The sequence below is a fragment of the Stenotrophomonas maltophilia genome, assembly GCF_006974125.1.
In the GTDB taxonomy this organism is placed as follows: domain Bacteria; phylum Pseudomonadota; class Gammaproteobacteria; order Xanthomonadales; family Xanthomonadaceae; genus Stenotrophomonas; species Stenotrophomonas maltophilia_O.
The window spans coordinates 3,683,158-3,696,451 of record NZ_CP037858.1 but is presented as its reverse complement, the minus strand read 5'-3'; the positions used below and the strand labels follow the sequence as shown (position 1 = coordinate 3,696,451).

18 protein-coding genes and 3 tRNA genes are annotated in these 13,294 nt (G+C 64.2%); 7 read left to right on the top strand and 14 right to left on the bottom strand.

The window, feature by feature from the left end; genetic code table 11:
- Nucleotides 1–120: 120 nt before the first annotated feature.
- The 3 genes from EZ304_RS16985 to EZ304_RS16975 all read left to right on the top strand — a co-directional run bounded on the left by EZ304_RS16985 (nt 121) and on the right by EZ304_RS16975 (nt 2,370).
- Nucleotides 121–1,197: an alpha/beta hydrolase family protein gene (locus EZ304_RS16985; RefSeq protein ID WP_142807675.1), complete on the top strand. Its 1,077-nt coding sequence runs from the start codon at nt 121–123 to the stop codon at nt 1,195–1,197.
- A 90-nt stretch (nt 1,198–1,287) separates the two neighbouring features.
- The gene (locus EZ304_RS16980) at nt 1,288–1,488 is read left to right on the top strand and encodes a hypothetical protein (RefSeq protein ID WP_099552658.1); all 201 of its coding nucleotides are present in this window, start codon (nt 1,288–1,290) and stop codon (nt 1,486–1,488) included.
- 117 nt (nt 1,489–1,605) lie between these two features.
- A complete protein-coding gene (locus EZ304_RS16975) occupies nt 1,606–2,370 on the top strand; it encodes a thioesterase family protein (RefSeq protein WP_142807674.1) in 765 nt (254 codons plus the stop codon).
- Between the two features lie 15 nt (nt 2,371–2,385).
- On the opposite strand, the gene EZ304_RS16970 is transcribed toward EZ304_RS16975, so the two are convergent.
- Both EZ304_RS16970 and EZ304_RS16965 read right to left on the bottom strand, forming a co-directional pair.
- Nucleotides 2,386–2,655: a hypothetical protein gene (locus EZ304_RS16970; RefSeq protein WP_099552660.1), complete on the bottom strand. Its 270-nt coding sequence runs from the start codon at nt 2,653–2,655 to the stop codon at nt 2,386–2,388.
- Between the two features lie 124 nt (nt 2,656–2,779).
- Complete coding sequence (locus EZ304_RS16965; RefSeq protein WP_099552661.1) at nt 2,780–3,484, bottom strand: ArsR/SmtB family transcription factor; 705 nt, start codon at nt 3,482–3,484, stop codon at nt 2,780–2,782.
- Nucleotides 3,485–3,589: 105 nt separating this feature from the next.
- On the opposite strand from EZ304_RS16965, the gene EZ304_RS16960 reads away from it, so the two are divergent.
- The gene (locus tag EZ304_RS16960; RefSeq protein ID WP_142807673.1) at nt 3,590–4,237 is read left to right on the top strand and encodes a flavin reductase family protein; all 648 of its coding nucleotides are present in this window, start codon (nt 3,590–3,592) and stop codon (nt 4,235–4,237) included.
- Between the two features lie 4 nt (nt 4,238–4,241).
- Here the strand turns inward: EZ304_RS16960 and EZ304_RS16955 are convergent, their stop codons facing one another.
- From EZ304_RS16955 to EZ304_RS16945, 3 genes are all read right to left on the bottom strand, one after another.
- On the bottom strand, nt 4,242–4,769 hold the full coding sequence (locus EZ304_RS16955; protein WP_260678131.1) for a DUF4124 domain-containing protein: 528 nt from the start codon (nt 4,767–4,769) through the stop codon (nt 4,242–4,244).
- 92 nt (nt 4,770–4,861) lie between these two features.
- The gene (locus EZ304_RS16950; RefSeq protein WP_260678130.1) at nt 4,862–5,371 is read right to left on the bottom strand and encodes a GNAT family N-acetyltransferase; all 510 of its coding nucleotides are present in this window, start codon (nt 5,369–5,371) and stop codon (nt 4,862–4,864) included.
- A 78-nt stretch (nt 5,372–5,449) separates the two neighbouring features.
- Complete coding sequence (locus EZ304_RS16945; RefSeq protein ID WP_142807670.1) at nt 5,450–5,947, bottom strand: GNAT family N-acetyltransferase; 498 nt, start codon at nt 5,945–5,947, stop codon at nt 5,450–5,452.
- Nucleotides 5,948–6,054: 107 nt separating this feature from the next.
- Here EZ304_RS16945 and EZ304_RS16940 point away from each other — a divergent pair, with 107 nt between their 5' ends.
- Nucleotides 6,055–6,459, top strand: coding sequence for an NUDIX hydrolase (locus tag EZ304_RS16940; protein ID WP_099552666.1), 405 nt, complete (start codon nt 6,055–6,057; stop codon nt 6,457–6,459).
- A 50-nt stretch (nt 6,460–6,509) separates the two neighbouring features.
- On the opposite strand, the gene EZ304_RS16935 is transcribed toward EZ304_RS16940, so the two are convergent.
- The 7 genes from EZ304_RS16935 to EZ304_RS16905 all read right to left on the bottom strand — a co-directional run bounded on the left by EZ304_RS16935 (nt 6,510) and on the right by EZ304_RS16905 (nt 10,665).
- Nucleotides 6,510–6,914: a nuclear transport factor 2 family protein gene (locus EZ304_RS16935; RefSeq protein WP_260678128.1), complete on the bottom strand. Its 405-nt coding sequence runs from the start codon at nt 6,912–6,914 to the stop codon at nt 6,510–6,512.
- 118 nt (nt 6,915–7,032) lie between these two features.
- Nucleotides 7,033–7,308 carry a hypothetical protein gene (locus EZ304_RS21305; RefSeq protein WP_142807669.1) on the bottom strand — a complete coding sequence of 92 codons (276 nt, stop codon included), beginning with the start codon at nt 7,306–7,308 and terminating at the stop codon, nt 7,033–7,035.
- A gap of 1,740 nt (nt 7,309–9,048) precedes the next feature.
- Nucleotides 9,049–9,282 (bottom strand): hypothetical protein, encoded by a 234-nt coding sequence (locus tag EZ304_RS16925; protein WP_142807668.1) that lies wholly within the window; start codon nt 9,280–9,282, stop codon nt 9,049–9,051.
- Nucleotides 9,272–9,970 carry a hypothetical protein gene (locus EZ304_RS16920; RefSeq protein WP_260678127.1) on the bottom strand — a complete coding sequence of 233 codons (699 nt, stop codon included), beginning with the start codon at nt 9,968–9,970 and terminating at the stop codon, nt 9,272–9,274. The genes EZ304_RS16925 and EZ304_RS16920 overlap by 11 nt, the downstream gene beginning before the upstream one ends.
- Before the next feature lie 261 nt (nt 9,971–10,231).
- Nucleotides 10,232–10,305 (bottom strand) — tRNA-Cys (locus EZ304_RS16915).
- A gap of 66 nt (nt 10,306–10,371) precedes the next feature.
- Nucleotides 10,372–10,447: transfer RNA gene (locus EZ304_RS16910), tRNA-Gly, on the bottom strand.
- A 142-nt stretch (nt 10,448–10,589) separates the two neighbouring features.
- Nucleotides 10,590–10,665, bottom strand: a tRNA-Gly gene (locus EZ304_RS16905).
- Between the two features lie 130 nt (nt 10,666–10,795).
- Here EZ304_RS16905 and EZ304_RS16900 point away from each other — a divergent pair.
- Together EZ304_RS16900 and EZ304_RS16895 are read left to right on the top strand one after the other, a co-directional pair.
- Entirely contained in the window at nt 10,796–11,197 is a 402-nt protein-coding gene (locus EZ304_RS16900; protein ID WP_142807667.1) for a hypothetical protein, read from the top strand.
- Nucleotides 11,190–11,618 carry a hypothetical protein gene (locus EZ304_RS16895; RefSeq protein ID WP_142807666.1) on the top strand — a complete coding sequence of 143 codons (429 nt, stop codon included), beginning with the start codon at nt 11,190–11,192 and terminating at the stop codon, nt 11,616–11,618. Before EZ304_RS16900 ends, EZ304_RS16895 begins: the two co-directional genes overlap by 8 nt.
- Before the next feature lie 23 nt (nt 11,619–11,641).
- On the opposite strand, the gene EZ304_RS16890 is transcribed toward EZ304_RS16895, so the two are convergent.
- Both EZ304_RS16890 and EZ304_RS16885 read right to left on the bottom strand, forming a co-directional pair.
- Entirely contained in the window at nt 11,642–12,562 is a 921-nt protein-coding gene (locus EZ304_RS16890) for an HlyD family secretion protein (protein ID WP_142807665.1), read from the bottom strand.
- The gene (locus tag EZ304_RS16885) at nt 12,559–13,287 is read right to left on the bottom strand and encodes an ABC transporter ATP-binding protein (protein WP_142807664.1); all 729 of its coding nucleotides are present in this window, start codon (nt 13,285–13,287) and stop codon (nt 12,559–12,561) included. The genes EZ304_RS16890 and EZ304_RS16885 overlap by 4 nt, the downstream gene beginning before the upstream one ends.
- Nucleotides 13,288–13,294 lie beyond the last annotated feature (7 nt).

Below are 13,294 nucleotides of genomic sequence, written 5' to 3'. Positions count from 1 at the left end.
GGGCCATGCCGCCAGCGTAGAGCGCAGCACGGCCGGCCGGCAATGCCCTGCGGCAGTGCAGCGCGCGCAAGGTAGTGCGGGGATCTATGCTCGGCGCCATTCCCGCATGGAATGACCACGATGCGCCCCCTGCTTCGATGCGCTCTTGCCCTCTGCCTGCTGTTGCCTTCGACGACCTTGCTGGCCGCAGCGCCCACCGCGCCGCGCACGCTCAGCGGCGAGCTGCAGGGCGCCCCCTGGCGGCTGGATGTACCGGCAGACTGGAACGGCGACCTGGTGATGCTGGCCCATGGCTATGAGCCCGTGGGCGTGCCGCGCACCACGCCGATGGCCGCCAGTGACAGCACCGCAGCACTGCTGGCTGCGGGCTACGCCGTCGCGCAGAGCGCGTATTCCAGCCAGGGCTGGGCGGTGGCCGAGGCGATCACCGACATGGAACACCTGCGACAGCATGCGCTGGGTGAACTCAAGCGCGTGCGACACGCCTGGATGCTGGGCTTTTCGATGGGCGGTGCCGTGACCATCGGCAGCCTCGAGCGCTTCCCGCAGCACTATGTCGGTGGTGTGTCGCTGTGCGGCGCCAATCTCAGTGGCGAACAGATCGCGGCCGACCTGCTGACCACACTGGTCGCGTTCGATTATTTCTTCCCCAGGGCCGAGGGGCTGCCGGGCACCGGGTTGGCATCGCGTGATGCAGCCATGCTGCCGCAGGGTGAGCTGTACCAGGGCATCGCCACTGCGCTGCAACGCGACCCAGCGCATGCCGCGTTGCTGGCGCGGCGGCTGCAGGTTTCCCCCGACGAAGTGGCCGGCACGATCAGCCTGCACGCCCTGGTCCTGCATGAACTGGCCACACGCAGCGGTGGCATGCCGGTCGGCAACATGGGCGTGGTCTACAGCGGCTTCGGCGATGGCTCCGCATTCAACGCCGGGGTGCGGCGCATCGATGCTGTACCTGCCGCGCAGGCCAAGGTGCGCGCGACGCTGACGCTGACCGGCGCACTGAAGCGACCGCTGGTGATCCAGTTCAACCACAACGACCCGACCATCGTGCCGCACATGCAGACGGTATATCCGCAGTTGGCCGCACACGCCGGTGCGCGGCCGGTGCCGCAGGTACTGCCATCGGTGGGCGAAGGGCATTGTGGCTTTTCGGAAGCACAGGTGGTCAACGCCTTGAAGGCGGTACGGCCCTGAGTCCAACGCGTGCCGCAGCGCGTCAGGACCGACCAGGAAGTGCTGCTATGGTGGACCGGCCCATTGACGGGCACACAAAGGACTGACGTGATGATCAAGATGACCTTGAAGACCGTGATGCTCCTTGGCATGGCCGTGACCGGCCTGGCCTTCGCCGCAGACTCCTGCGAGTTCTGCACCTTGCGGTACGAGCAATGCCTGCGTGCAACCCATGGACCGCTGGGCAAGACCTCCGAGCAGTGCCTGGCCGAGTACAAGCTGTGCCGTGAAACGGACTGCCCGTCGCCCTGACCGGTGTCCGGCCGGCTCCTTCGGGGGCCGGCTCGGCCCGTCACGTTGCCAAACGCTTACGATGCAGGGGCCGGTGCAACACCTGCCGCCTCCCTCCCTGCTGAAGCAATGCATACGATGGCCTTCTTCGAACGTCTGAGCGACACCCGCTACCTGCCGACCGAACACACCGGCGGCGCCTGGAACATCCGCGAACAGCACATCGCGCCTGCGATCGGACTGCTGGCCCACCATCTGGAACGCGACGCCGCCGCACGTGGCCACGGCTTCCTGATCGCGCGCCTGTCCTACGACATTCTCGGCACCATTCCGATCGAAGCGATGGAGGCCGACGTGCAGGTGCTGCGTGGTGGTCGCACCATCGAACTGGTCGAAGCCACGCTGCGCCATGACGATCGCGCGGCGCTGCGCGTACGTGCGTGGCTGATGCGCCCGAACGATACGCAGGCCATCGCCGGAACGCCGATCGCTGCCATCGCGCCACCGGAATCGATGCCGGCGTGGGACCCGGGCACGGTCTGGCCCGGCGGATTCATCAGGAGCGTGGAGATCCGCCGACACGATCAGGGCCCCGGCCGTGCCACCTACTGGGCGCGCGCGAAGCATGCGCTGCTGGAGGGCGAACCGGTCAGTCCGCTGGCGCGTGCCGCCACCCTGTTCGATCTGTCCAATGGCATGGCCGTACGCGCCGATCCGAAGGAGATCGCCTTCCCCAACCTCGATCTGACCGCCCACCTGTTCGGCACGCCTGAAGGGGAATGGCTGGGCTTCGATACGTCAGTCTCATTCGGCCGCCAGGGGCTTGGCTTGACCAGCACGGTGCTCCACGATGCGCGCGGTCCAGTTGGCACGCTTGGCCAGGCCTTGACCGTGCGCCCGTAGCCGCAACAGGCCGGATCAGCCGCCCAGCGTGCCCATCGTGAAGGTGTAGCCGGAGCTCATCAGGAATTCGCGCATGCGCATCTCCGCGCGCCGCGGCGAGGCCAGGTTGGCCGGCGCATACAGCGCGTAGACCACGCCTGCGCCTTCGATGGCTTCGCGGCGTACGCCGCAGTGCCGGGTTTCCGAAGCGATCACCCAACCGTCCTTCAAACGGTCCGGCCCGATGGATTGGCCATTCATCAGCCGGAACGTCAGCCAGCGCACTTCCGCAGAGGATTTGCTCATTGCCCGCGTACCGGCTGCGTACCACGGTCGTTCATGTCCCTGCTCGCCATTGCAGCTCCCTAAGACTTGGAACCTGACCATAGCGCCTTGCCATGTCGTGGGTGACTGAGACTGACCGGGCGCCTCAGGTCGCCAGGTTGAACAGCCGCCACAACGCCTCGCGCCCAGGTGGTGTCAGCCGCAGTTCGCGTCGGCCCTCGACGCGCCGCAGCCAATCGTTGTTCACGAAACTGTCCAGCATCGCCTCACCGACCAGCCCTGCCAGGTGCGGCCGCCGCTCGGTGCAATCCAGGCAACCACGGCAGTAGCGCGCCGGCTTGGCCGTCACCGGCTGCTGCAGGAGCTCGCGCAACGGCAGGCCCAGCCCGGCCAGGAATCCGGCGCCCCCAGCGCTGATCTGCCAATGCCCTTCGCACGGCAGCACATGCCCCGCCTGCAGCAGGCGATCGGTGATGGCTACCGCGTGCACGCCGGCCAGGTGCCGATAGCAGGAACGTGCCTCGCGCAGCGCCGGCATGCTGCGTGAGGCCGCCGCGGTGCACGAGGGCGTGCGGTCGGCCACGCGCAGGATGCCTTCGAGCATCTCTGCCACCTCGCTTGAGGCCAGCCGGTGGTAGCGGTGGCGCCCCTGCGCGACAGCGACCAGCAGGTCGCCCTCGACCAACCTGCGCAGATGCGTGCTCGCCGTCTGCGGTGTCACCCCGGCCACGCGTGCCAGCTCCGTCGCGGTATACGCCCGTCCATCCATCAGCTGCAGCAGCATGGCCGCGCGCGCCTGGTCACCGACCAGGGCACCGACGCTGACAAGGGAACCGGAGGTGTGGACCATGCCCGCATTGTGGCACGCCGTTGCCGGCCGACAGTTCGATGCAGGCCGAAGCGTCTGCACCTGCTGCCAAGGCACAGTGCGCACCCCGATACCGCAAGGCCTGCCGTGAAAAACGCCCCGATTCCCCGCCGCCGCATCACCCCTTCTGTCCTGTACCCAGGCACGCCCGTGCTGCTGATGACCACGTTGAATGACGATGGAAGCAGCAACATCAGCCCGCTTTCTTCGTTCTGGGCGCTGGGCAACCGGGTGGTGCTGGGCCTCGGTACGCAGGGCCAGGGCTATCGCAACCTGCAGCTGCGCAACGAGTGCGTGCTGAACTTCCCCTCATCCGCCCAGGCTGCACAAGTCGAGGCCATCGCCAGAGCGACCGGCTGCAACCCTGTGCCGGCCGCCAAGCAGGCGATGGGCTACGTGCACGTGCGTGACAAATTCGCGCTGGGCGGGTTCAGTGCCGTCGCGTCGACGCACGTTGCTCCGCTGGCCATTGCCGAGTGCCCGCTGCAGGTGGAGGCCAGCGTAATGGCGATGCATCCACCCGGCGAGGATGACGGCCAAGGCTTCGTGATCGTCGAAGCCCGCATCCGCTGCGTGCATGCGCACGAAGACATCACCGTGGACGGCACCCAGCACATCGATGTGGCGCGCTGGAAACCGTTGATCTACCTGTTCCGGCACTACCTGGGTGTAGGAGAGCCGGTCGGGCGCAACTTCCGTGCGGAAATGCCCATGGGCGCGTCTGCCTCGCAGTGAGCAGTCAATTCGCAGGGGCGGTCGAACTGCTGAACTTGTCGCGCACCGTCCGCTCACGTTCGCGCCGGACCGATGCACACTGTTCGCGCGCATTCGACATCTGCGTATCTGCTGCAACACGCTCAGCGCTCAGCGACTGCTGCAGGCTGGCGATCTGCGCACGGATGCCGGAGTCCTGTGTTGCGCCGGCCAGGCTGGTGCCCGCCGCGGCCAGTTGACGGTTCAGCTCGGCGACCTGCCGGCCAACCTGCTGGCTGCGGGACTCCAGCGGACCGTAGATGCGCGAGCGCTCGCCCTGCACGCAGTTGCGCTCGGCGATGCCGGCGTCGGCCAGTTCGGTGTTCTGGTACACCGCCGCGCGGTTCGATGCCTCCCCCGCCGTTTCCGTGGAGGAACGGCTGGAACGCAGCTTCATGGGTTCAGCGCCGGCAGCACAAGGATTCTGGCTGTACACCGTTTCCCCGGAAGCGCCCTTGCACTTGTAGACCTGGGCCGATGCCAGCGGGGCACACCCCAGCAGGATCATCGCCATCACTACCTTCCGTTTCATCCTGCACCGCTCCCTGGTTCATTGGACAACCGACACGATACGTTGGTTTGGGGGCGACTGCACGATGGCGTCGTTCAGACCGTTTCGCCCTGCAGATCGAGCACGGCCGTGGTCCAGCGGCGCGCCCCCAGCATGGCCACCATGCCGCCGCGATAGACGAACCGGCGTGCATGGCCGTCTTCAATGAAGCAGGTCTCGTTCTGCATCGGCACATAGCCCGCAGAGGCATAGTGCCGATGATCCAGGGCGAACAACACCGCGAAATCGATCCCGCGCTGGCGCAGTTCAGCGTGCGCAGCTTCGATCAAGCGCGAGGCAACGCCTTGCCGGCGAACGTCGGCACGCACCACCACGCCGCCGATCAAGCCGATGCGTTCCGGCTCGCCGTCCAGCCGTACGTTGCGTTCGTACAGTGCGAGGTGTGCGACCACCTGATCACACTCCATTGCCAGGACCAGAGCGACCGGCCCCGGGATGGCGTAGCCCTCGCCCTGCATGTCCGGGAAAGCCTGGCGGAGCAGATCCACCGCCTGCTGACGGTGTTCCGGCGCCACACGCTCCCTGCTGGATACCTGAACGTGCATTGCCCCGTCTTCCTGGAACATGTGTCCAGCCTCATCGTGCCACGGAAACATGACCGGGCCCGCGGCAAGGTTTCACTCTCAGTGCAGTGTGATCCCGTACGAGACGATATCCGTGTAGATGCCCTCGCGCTTGACCGCCCGCGGCTCCCTGCCGAGTACGCTGAAACCCAGCGATTCATACAGCCCGCGCGCAGCAGCATTGTCCGCCAGCACCGTCAGGGTGACCAATTCAATGCCCTCGGCGCGCGCAGACGCAAACGCAGCAAGAAAAAGCTGGCGGGCGACACCCTGGCCACGATGGCCGGTGCCCACATGGACACTGTGCACTTCCGCCGTATGCCGTCGCGCCATCCGCATCGGGCGTACGTAGCGCAGGAAGCCCACAAGCATGCCGTCGATGAAAGCGCCGAAATAACGCGTGCCGGGATCGGCAAGCTGGGCGCGCATCACGTCTGCCGTCTCATTCTGCGCCTCGGCCAGCGTGGACAGGAACGCAGCGGGCGACTCGCGAAGCGCCTGCAACCGTGCCTGCCAGAGAATGTCGGCGTCGTCAGCACCAAGTTGCCGGATGAGCATGCGACCCACCTGCGAGGTTGTTGATGTGCAGGTGCCCAGCCTAGCGCGGGTTCGCCCGATACGGCGTGCATGCAAGAATGAAGACTGCCCTTTCTTCATTCTCCGCCATGACTGAACTGCAGATTCCCCGCGTTGGATGTGGCGCCGTCGTCCGTGATGCCGACGGCCGCATCCTGCTGATCCAGCGCGGACGCGAGCCGGAGCGCGGGCACTGGGGCCTGCCCGGTGGGAAAGTCGACTGGATGGAAACGGTGGAGGCCGCCGTGGTCCGCGAAGTCCGCGAGGAGACGGCGTTGGAAGTGACGCTGCTGCGCCTGCTGTGCGTGGCCGATCATTTCGAGCCGGCGCTTGCGCAGCATTGGGTCGCGCCGATCTACGAGGCACGGGCACCTGCCGGTGCCGAAGCCTCCGTCCAGGAGCCGGGTGTGCAGACCGGGCTGGGCTGGTTCGCGCTGGATGCCCTGCCCCAGCCGCTGACCCAGGCCACGGTGCGGGCGCTGGCAAGGCTGTAGCTGCTCAGACCACGATGAAAGTCAGCACAGCTGCCGGCCTGGCTTGCGGTTCACTCGATCGGAAGGCCATGCATCTTCAGGAACGAGAGTTTGTCCCAGTAGCCGCGCTGGAACGTGATCAACCCTCCATCAACCGTGAAGAAACCGCATCCTCGCAGGCCAAGAGGGTCGCGCCATTCCAGCGCAGCGACATTGCCGGCCTCATGGATGACTTCGGGAATGCAGACCATTTCGGCGTTGTTGAATTCACGCTCGAAGGTGGCACGGATCGCATCACGGCCCTTGATCGGGTCCTGGGTGACCTGGTGATTGATCGCGTCGGGGTGATACAGCTCCGCCAGGCCAGCAGCATCGCCTGCGTTGAAGCGCTCGATCCAGGTTTCCACGATATGCCGGGGAGTCATCCGCATGAAGTCCGCTAAGGCCCAGACCCGATCATAGCGCTCGTACAGCACATTCCAGACCGCAGAAAAACAAAAAGCCCTGACCGGAGTCAGGGCTTTTCAATTGGAGGCCTCAAGCGGAATCGAACCGCTGTAAACGGATCTGAAATCCTAAACAAATCCTTACTCATCAATAGCCTGAGCGGAGGCGACACCCGCCCAGCCACCCTGACCGATCGAGTGCTGCCTTGATCCGCTCAACCTCCTTCGCTCTGGCCTCGGCCAGGCGTCGAGCCTGTTGCTGCTGCTCGCGGGTCGGCGGCAGACGGGGCAGTGGCGGGGGCAACTGGATCGGCGTGCTGTCGGTCAGCCGGGCGACGGCCTCACACAGAGGCAGCTCGGGATACAGCCGGGCCGCGCACCAGCGTTCCGCGTAGCGCTTCGCACTGGTGCCGCTTCTCGTCAACGATTCGACAAGGCGCGCCCTGGTCCCCGGCTTGTAATTGAGCCAGTCGCCGATGCACCAGAGCTTCCGCCAGCCAGTCCAATGTGAACAAAAAGTGAACTTCAGTTACACCTTGCCCGGGGGTGGTGCCGCCCGTCGTCGTTTACAAATAGAGGCCTGTAAAGCACTTGGCACTCGGAGACACCCCGGATCGAGCGCCATCTATGCCCCCTGTACACGCACTACGTTCATCAGCAACAAAGGAGCGCTATGAGTCGACGGATCAAAGCCCTGAGCCTCGCTGTACTAGCCATGCTGGCAGGAGCGGCAGTTTGGTATGGAACAACCGCATCGAGTACGCAGCCAAACAAAGCCGCCTCATCGTCAGATCCATCCAGCGCTTTGGAGCACGCCACTCGAGGGCCCGTGATCTCCGCTTCGCAGCCGGTTTCTTCAAGATCCACACCAGGGTCTGCGGCCAACAGATTGGTTCGTGTGAGGCAACTGTCCGGACACGCCTACGCAGTAGAAGACTATGGACCAATCCCACCAGGGACAGTGCACGAAGTAATTTCAAGACTTTCGCCGTTGGCATTGGCTGGTGATGCGACGGCGTCCTACGGAATATTTCAGAAGCTCAATGAGTGTAAGGACATCAATCGACGCGCGTCTCGAGGCGTCGCACTTCACGCTTCCGAGAATGTCGCGACCGCGTGCATTGAACTATCCGCTGAAGATGAACTGAGTTCCAGTAGATGGCTCTCGCTTGCAGCAGAGCAGGGGAACATTGGAGCACGACTCCTTTATGCCGCGGACTCACAATCCGCCCTTGGAGGACCAGCGGAGCTGCTTCGCAATCCAGACCGCACGAAGGAATACAAGCAGACAGCTGTCGGCTATCTGCAAGAAATGGCAAACCAAGGTAGTGCGGACGCGCTCCTACAGCTTGGGAATGCCTATCACGCTGGTGTACTTGTCGACGAGGACCGAGTTACAAGCAGAGCTTACTTTGAAGCAGTTCGTCTCGCAGATCCGTCGATAGTGCCAGCTCGACAAGTTAGTACCTTGGACAAATCGCTAAGTACAGAACAGCTGAACTTGGCGCTTCGAAAGGGAAATCAACTCTATGACTCATGCTGCAGATAAGAAGTTCTTCCGCATCCCCCGCCGCAAGGCCATTCTACTTCTGATATTCGTCGCTGCGGTCGCACTCGCAGCAAGCACGTTCGCTTTCGAACGCGGCCCCTACTTCTGCACCGATTGTCACGTCGAATCACCGGTACCCGACGCAAGAACCCTAGAGGTCATTAAAGACTCGCGGGCACCAATCGACTATGTGCCATTCTTTGCGTGGGCGACTGGAACAACGTACCAGATATGCAATCCCACCCACTGCACCGTCTATCACGAGAACTTTGAATCCAATTGGGTGGGCGAAGGCCGGACCCCTCGCGAGGGTGTTATGCCCGAGCCAATCTACGAAGGCGGTGGCGTGGAGACTGGCGGAGGCGGCACCGAGAATGGGGGTGGCGGAGTTGGCGTCGGTGGCACCAACTTTGGCGGTGGATGTGTCGGCAACTGCAGTGGCAGGATAGATGTCGGCCCAGTCCAGCAAATTTGATTTACCGATGCAAAGCCCAGCTTACTCAACGAGCTGGGCTTTTCTCACAAATGCCACGCGCGCCGGTCATCCTGGCCAGATTCCAGTAGGCAGCGATGATCCGGGCGTAATAGCACATACGCTTCTCCTGTAAGAAGTATCTAGATGGTGACCTCCATCACTGGAAGGTTGGGAGCCGCTTCAATCAAGCGACCACCTCGAACCCAGACGTTGTGAGGAGTGGTTTGCTGCAGCTGGCCGAAAGCCCGCACCCGCACCCCGTCATACGTCGTCAACGTGCTGGTGCCATCAGTGTTGTGCGCGGTGACGGTCGCCAGCAGTCGAGGGTTGCTGCTGACCAGTTCGCCGAATTGATCCCAAAGGTCAGTCCGCATCGCTGTAGTGCCTTTCAAGGGTTACGGTCTGCTCGATCACCACTGCCTGCTGATCGATCACAACATCAACGCGCAGCGACTCGCACTGCCCATGCCATCTCCCCGCAGGGCCAACCACCTCCACCAGGTCCAATGGCATGACTGGGCCGACCTCACCTGGCTTAAGCGGCTTGGGGAACAGCGGCATGGCGAGGTCAACGGCGGCTTGCTCACCTCGTTCACTAAGGATGTTCCGACCGCGCTCGGCGCCGGCGGCAGCAACATTGATCAGTGGGCTGCTGACCTGCCGTGCGAACAGCTGACCTGCCTCACCGTCCTTGCGCACTTTGCAGGTGACGCCCTTCCCCAGCAGCTCACCGGTGACCACCACCGCATCGAACAGCGGCGCGCTACGCATCTGGAGGCTCTCGGCAAGGACGATGTCCTCCTGCACAACGTGGTCAGGAGGTGATTCCCGCCAAAGCCACGGGCTGACCGGATAGCTGGCCCGGACCCGCAACACCGGCAGCGCCGGGTCGGACTGCACACCACCGCGCCACTTGCCCCGGCCAAGCCGCTGATGGCATCGAGAGGCGTGTTCGCGTCGCAGATTCTTCGCTGCCGCCTCGGTGTTGGCTAGCTCCTCCGGCACCACGCCGCGATCAAGCAGCACGTCCAGACGACGTACATACTCGTTCCTCGGCTTCATAGGAGAAGCTCAGATAGACCGTCTGCGGCAGTAGCCCCGCCCACTTGATCGTGCCCTTGCAGGAATCTTCCCGGCGTCGCGTGGTTGCGATCCCCGCTCAAGCTCACGTAAACGCACTCGGCGCATGTTATGCGCGAGTTTGCCACCTGCTGACAACGGCTGGCAAACAGATGATTTCATGGCCGAATCAGGAGATTCTGCACAAAGGCGTCGAACGCCAGGCAAACAAAAAAGCCCTGACCGGAGTCAGGGCTTTTCAATTGGAGGCCTCAAGCGGAATCGAACCGCTGTAAACGGATTTGCAATCCGGTGCATAGCCACTCTGCCATGAGGCCAACGTACTGCGCGCCAGGAACGTAGCCCTGACAAGACAAAACCCCAAGATGGGGCCTGTCGGAACATGGAGCGGGAAACGAGACTCGAACTCGCGACCTCAACCTTGGCAAGGTTGCGCTCTACCAACTGAGCTATTCCCGCGTAAGCCGCCATGGTACCGGAAATCCGGAACACACACCAGCGATTTCACCTTTCTGACTGCGCGTAAAGCCTTGTGGCCCAACGTGCCCCGCCTTGCCGTGGCGGGAGAAAAACAAGGCCCCTACCGGGGCCCTGTAGAATCTGGAGCGGGAAACGAGACTCGAACTCGCGACCTCAACCTTGGCAAGGTTGCGCTCTACCAACTGAGCTATTCCCGCAGATTCCGTTCGACCTGCGTCGAAGGAGCGCTATTGTGTCCAAATTCCTTCACGCCGTCAACAGTCTTCACATCATGCGGTCACGGGCGTCCGCGCTGGGGTACGCTGCCCCGCCCGGCTCCATTCGCCCATGCTCCTTCGCGGCACGCCCCTGTTGATCGCCCTGCTGCTGCATCTGCTGGTGGCCTTGCTGTACTGGGCACTGATACCACTGGGAATGAACTGGTATCGCGACCATTTCGGCTTTGCTTCACATCGTGACATCGGCCTGGGCATCGCCCAGTTCTATCTGTTCTGGATGTTCATTGGCGCCCAGCCGCTGATCGCAGTGCTGCGGCCGCTCTTCGCCAAGCTGCTGGTGCTGGCGATACCCCTGGCGTTCGCGAGCTGGACACTGATGCACAACCACCCGCTGCGCCTGCTGTACTTCACCGTCGGGCCCGGCTTGCTGGCACTGGCCGCGATCGCCACATCCGTGTGCCATGCATCACGTAGCCGCTTGCCCACCACCCCGGACACCGCCGATGCCTAGACGCTACATCCGCCTGTTCTGGCTGCTGGTCGCGCTCACCTGGCTGGCGCTGATCGCCGCACTGGTCAATGCCGGCTTCACCCCGGACTACTGGCTGCTGCATCGCCTGGAAGGCGCCGAGCTGCCCTACCCGACCAGCACCGTCATCGTGTTCGCGCTGCTGGGAACGGTCGAGCTGGTGGTGGCTGCCTTGATCGTGCGGCCCTGGAAACTGAAGCGGCTGTGGTTGCGCCTGCTGATCGCCTTCGCGCTGCTGCTGGCGTGGTCGGTACCGTGGATGCTGTCGGCAATGCACCAGCCGCCCGTACACGGCATGCACCTGCTGTGGTTGCTGCTGCTGGACGTGGGCCTGCTGCTGGCGCTGTGCCTGGTGTCGGCGGTGAGCGCATGGCGGGCACTCAGGCGTCGAAAGGGCCCCTAGACGGCCCGACCCCAACGCCAGGCTTACTTCCGGAACTCCACCCGCACATGCTGGCCGAAGCGCGCCTTGGCCTCGCCATCGAACTCCAGCACGCATTCCACCACCTTGGCTACGCCACGCCCTGCATCTTCAGGCAGGCGGGCCTGCGCAAACACCGGGCTGATGCGCACCACGCGTGCCGATGGCAGCGTGCTGGTGTTCTCGGCACCATCGCTGTCCGGCACCACGGTGGCCTGCATGCCGACCTGCACGGCGTCCGCATAGGCGGCGCTGAGTTCGGCACGCACCTGCAGCGGGCGCGCCGGCAACAACGAGATCGCCGGCTTGCCAGCCTGCACGAAGGCGCCGAGTCCCGGCACCTGGCCGACCACCGTGCCAGCCTCCGGCGCACTCAGCGACATCTGCTGCAGTTTCAGCTTGGCGTGTTCCAGTTTGTGCTGGGCCATGTCGACCTGCGCACCGGCCACGTCGACGTCAGCATGCAAGCCGGCCAACTGCTGCTTGGCCGCATCGGCCTGCTGGCTGGACGACACGCCTTCGCTGGCGCCGGTAGACAGGCGGGTGGCGTTGCGCTCCAGTTCGCGCAGCTGTGCTTGGCTGCCCTTCAGGCGGTCATTGGCCAGCGTCAGATCCGCGGTGGCCATCGCCACCTCCTGCTGCAGCAGGGCGCCATCCAGCGACAACAACAGCTGCCCCTTCTTCACCGTGGCGCCCTCCTTCACCGGTGCGGCGGTGATCGAGCCATCCACCGGCGGTGCCAGCGCGATCAGGCCACCCTCGACATCGATGATGCCGCGCGCGACCGCAACCTTGCCAGCGGCGGTTGCACCGGCCTTGCCAGAAGGCGGCTGTGCAGGCGCGGGTGCCTCCTTGGAACAGGCGCCGAGCAGCAGTGCCGCGGACAGGGCCAGGCTGAGGGGAAGCAGGTGCGACGTCTTGGTCATGGGGCGGACTCTACAGTTTCGTTCTGGCGGCGGTCATCACGGACCATGCCGTCTTCCATGGCGATCACCCGATCGGCATGCCGGATCAGGCGCGGATCGTGGCTCACGCACAGCACGGTGGCGCCATGCGCACGTGCGTAGCGATGCAGGATGTCGATCACGCGCTGGCCGTTCTCGGCGTCCAGCGCGCTGGTGGGTTCGTCGGCGAAGATCAGCGTCGGCGACTTGGCGAAGGCGCGGGCAACGGCTACACGCTGCTTCTCACCGCCGGACAACTGCGCCGGTCGCATGTGGCTGCGATGGCTGAGGCCCACTTCTTCCAGCGCCTTGCGGGCCAGCGGTTCGCTTTCGCGATTGCGCATGCCGCGGTAGCCCAGCGGCAGCTGCACCTGCTCCAGCGCGGTCAGTGCCGGGAACAGGTTGAAGCCCTGGAACACGAACCCGACATGGTGCAGGCGGAAACGCTCCACTTCGCTGCGGCTCATGTGGCCCACATCCTGGCCGAGTGCATGCACGCGACCACCATCGGGTGCGGACAGGCCGGACAGCAGCGACAACAGCGTGCTCTTGCCGCAGCCGGATGGGCCGGATACCAGGGTCAGCTCGCCGGGATAGATGTCCAGCGACAGGCCACGCAGCACCGGCACCTGCACATCGCCGGACATGAAGCCCTTTTCCAGTGCGTCGGCCTGCAGGGTCGGGGCGACGGCGCGAGTAGAAGTCATCGGCCGG

Coding starts and splice junctions, on each gene's coding strand:
- EZ304_RS16985 (WP_142807675.1), top strand. CDS start 121: ATGCGCCCCCTGCTTCGATGCGCTCTTGCCCTCTGCCTGCTGTTGCCT.
- EZ304_RS16980 (WP_099552658.1), top strand. CDS start 1,288: ATGATCAAGATGACCTTGAAGACCGTGATGCTCCTTGGCATGGCCGTG.
- EZ304_RS16975 (WP_142807674.1), top strand. CDS start 1,606: ATGGCCTTCTTCGAACGTCTGAGCGACACCCGCTACCTGCCGACCGAA.
- EZ304_RS16970 (WP_099552660.1), bottom strand. CDS start 2,655: ATGAGCAAATCCTCTGCGGAAGTGCGCTGGCTGACGTTCCGGCTGATG.
- EZ304_RS16965 (WP_099552661.1), bottom strand. CDS start 3,484: ATGGTCCACACCTCCGGTTCCCTTGTCAGCGTCGGTGCCCTGGTCGGT.
- EZ304_RS16955 (WP_260678131.1), bottom strand. CDS start 4,769: ATGGCGATGATCCTGCTGGGGTGTGCCCCGCTGGCATCGGCCCAGGTC.
- EZ304_RS16950 (WP_260678130.1), bottom strand. CDS start 5,371: ATGCACGTTCAGGTATCCAGCAGGGAGCGTGTGGCGCCGGAACACCGT.
- EZ304_RS16945 (WP_142807670.1), bottom strand. CDS start 5,947: ATGCTCATCCGGCAACTTGGTGCTGACGACGCCGACATTCTCTGGCAG.
- EZ304_RS16940 (WP_099552666.1), top strand. CDS start 6,055: ATGACTGAACTGCAGATTCCCCGCGTTGGATGTGGCGCCGTCGTCCGT.
- EZ304_RS16925 (WP_142807668.1), bottom strand. CDS start 9,282: ATGCGGACTGACCTTTGGGATCAATTCGGCGAACTGGTCAGCAGCAAC.
- EZ304_RS16920 (WP_260678127.1), bottom strand. CDS start 9,970: ATGAAGCCGAGGAACGAGTATGTACGTCGTCTGGACGTGCTGCTTGAT.
- EZ304_RS16900 (WP_142807667.1), top strand. CDS start 10,796: ATGCTCCTTCGCGGCACGCCCCTGTTGATCGCCCTGCTGCTGCATCTG.
- EZ304_RS16895 (WP_142807666.1), top strand. CDS start 11,190: ATGCCTAGACGCTACATCCGCCTGTTCTGGCTGCTGGTCGCGCTCACC.
- EZ304_RS16890 (WP_142807665.1), bottom strand. CDS start 12,562: ATGACCAAGACGTCGCACCTGCTTCCCCTCAGCCTGGCCCTGTCCGCG.
- EZ304_RS16885 (WP_142807664.1), bottom strand. CDS start 13,287: ATGACTTCTACTCGCGCCGTCGCCCCGACCCTGCAGGCCGACGCACTG.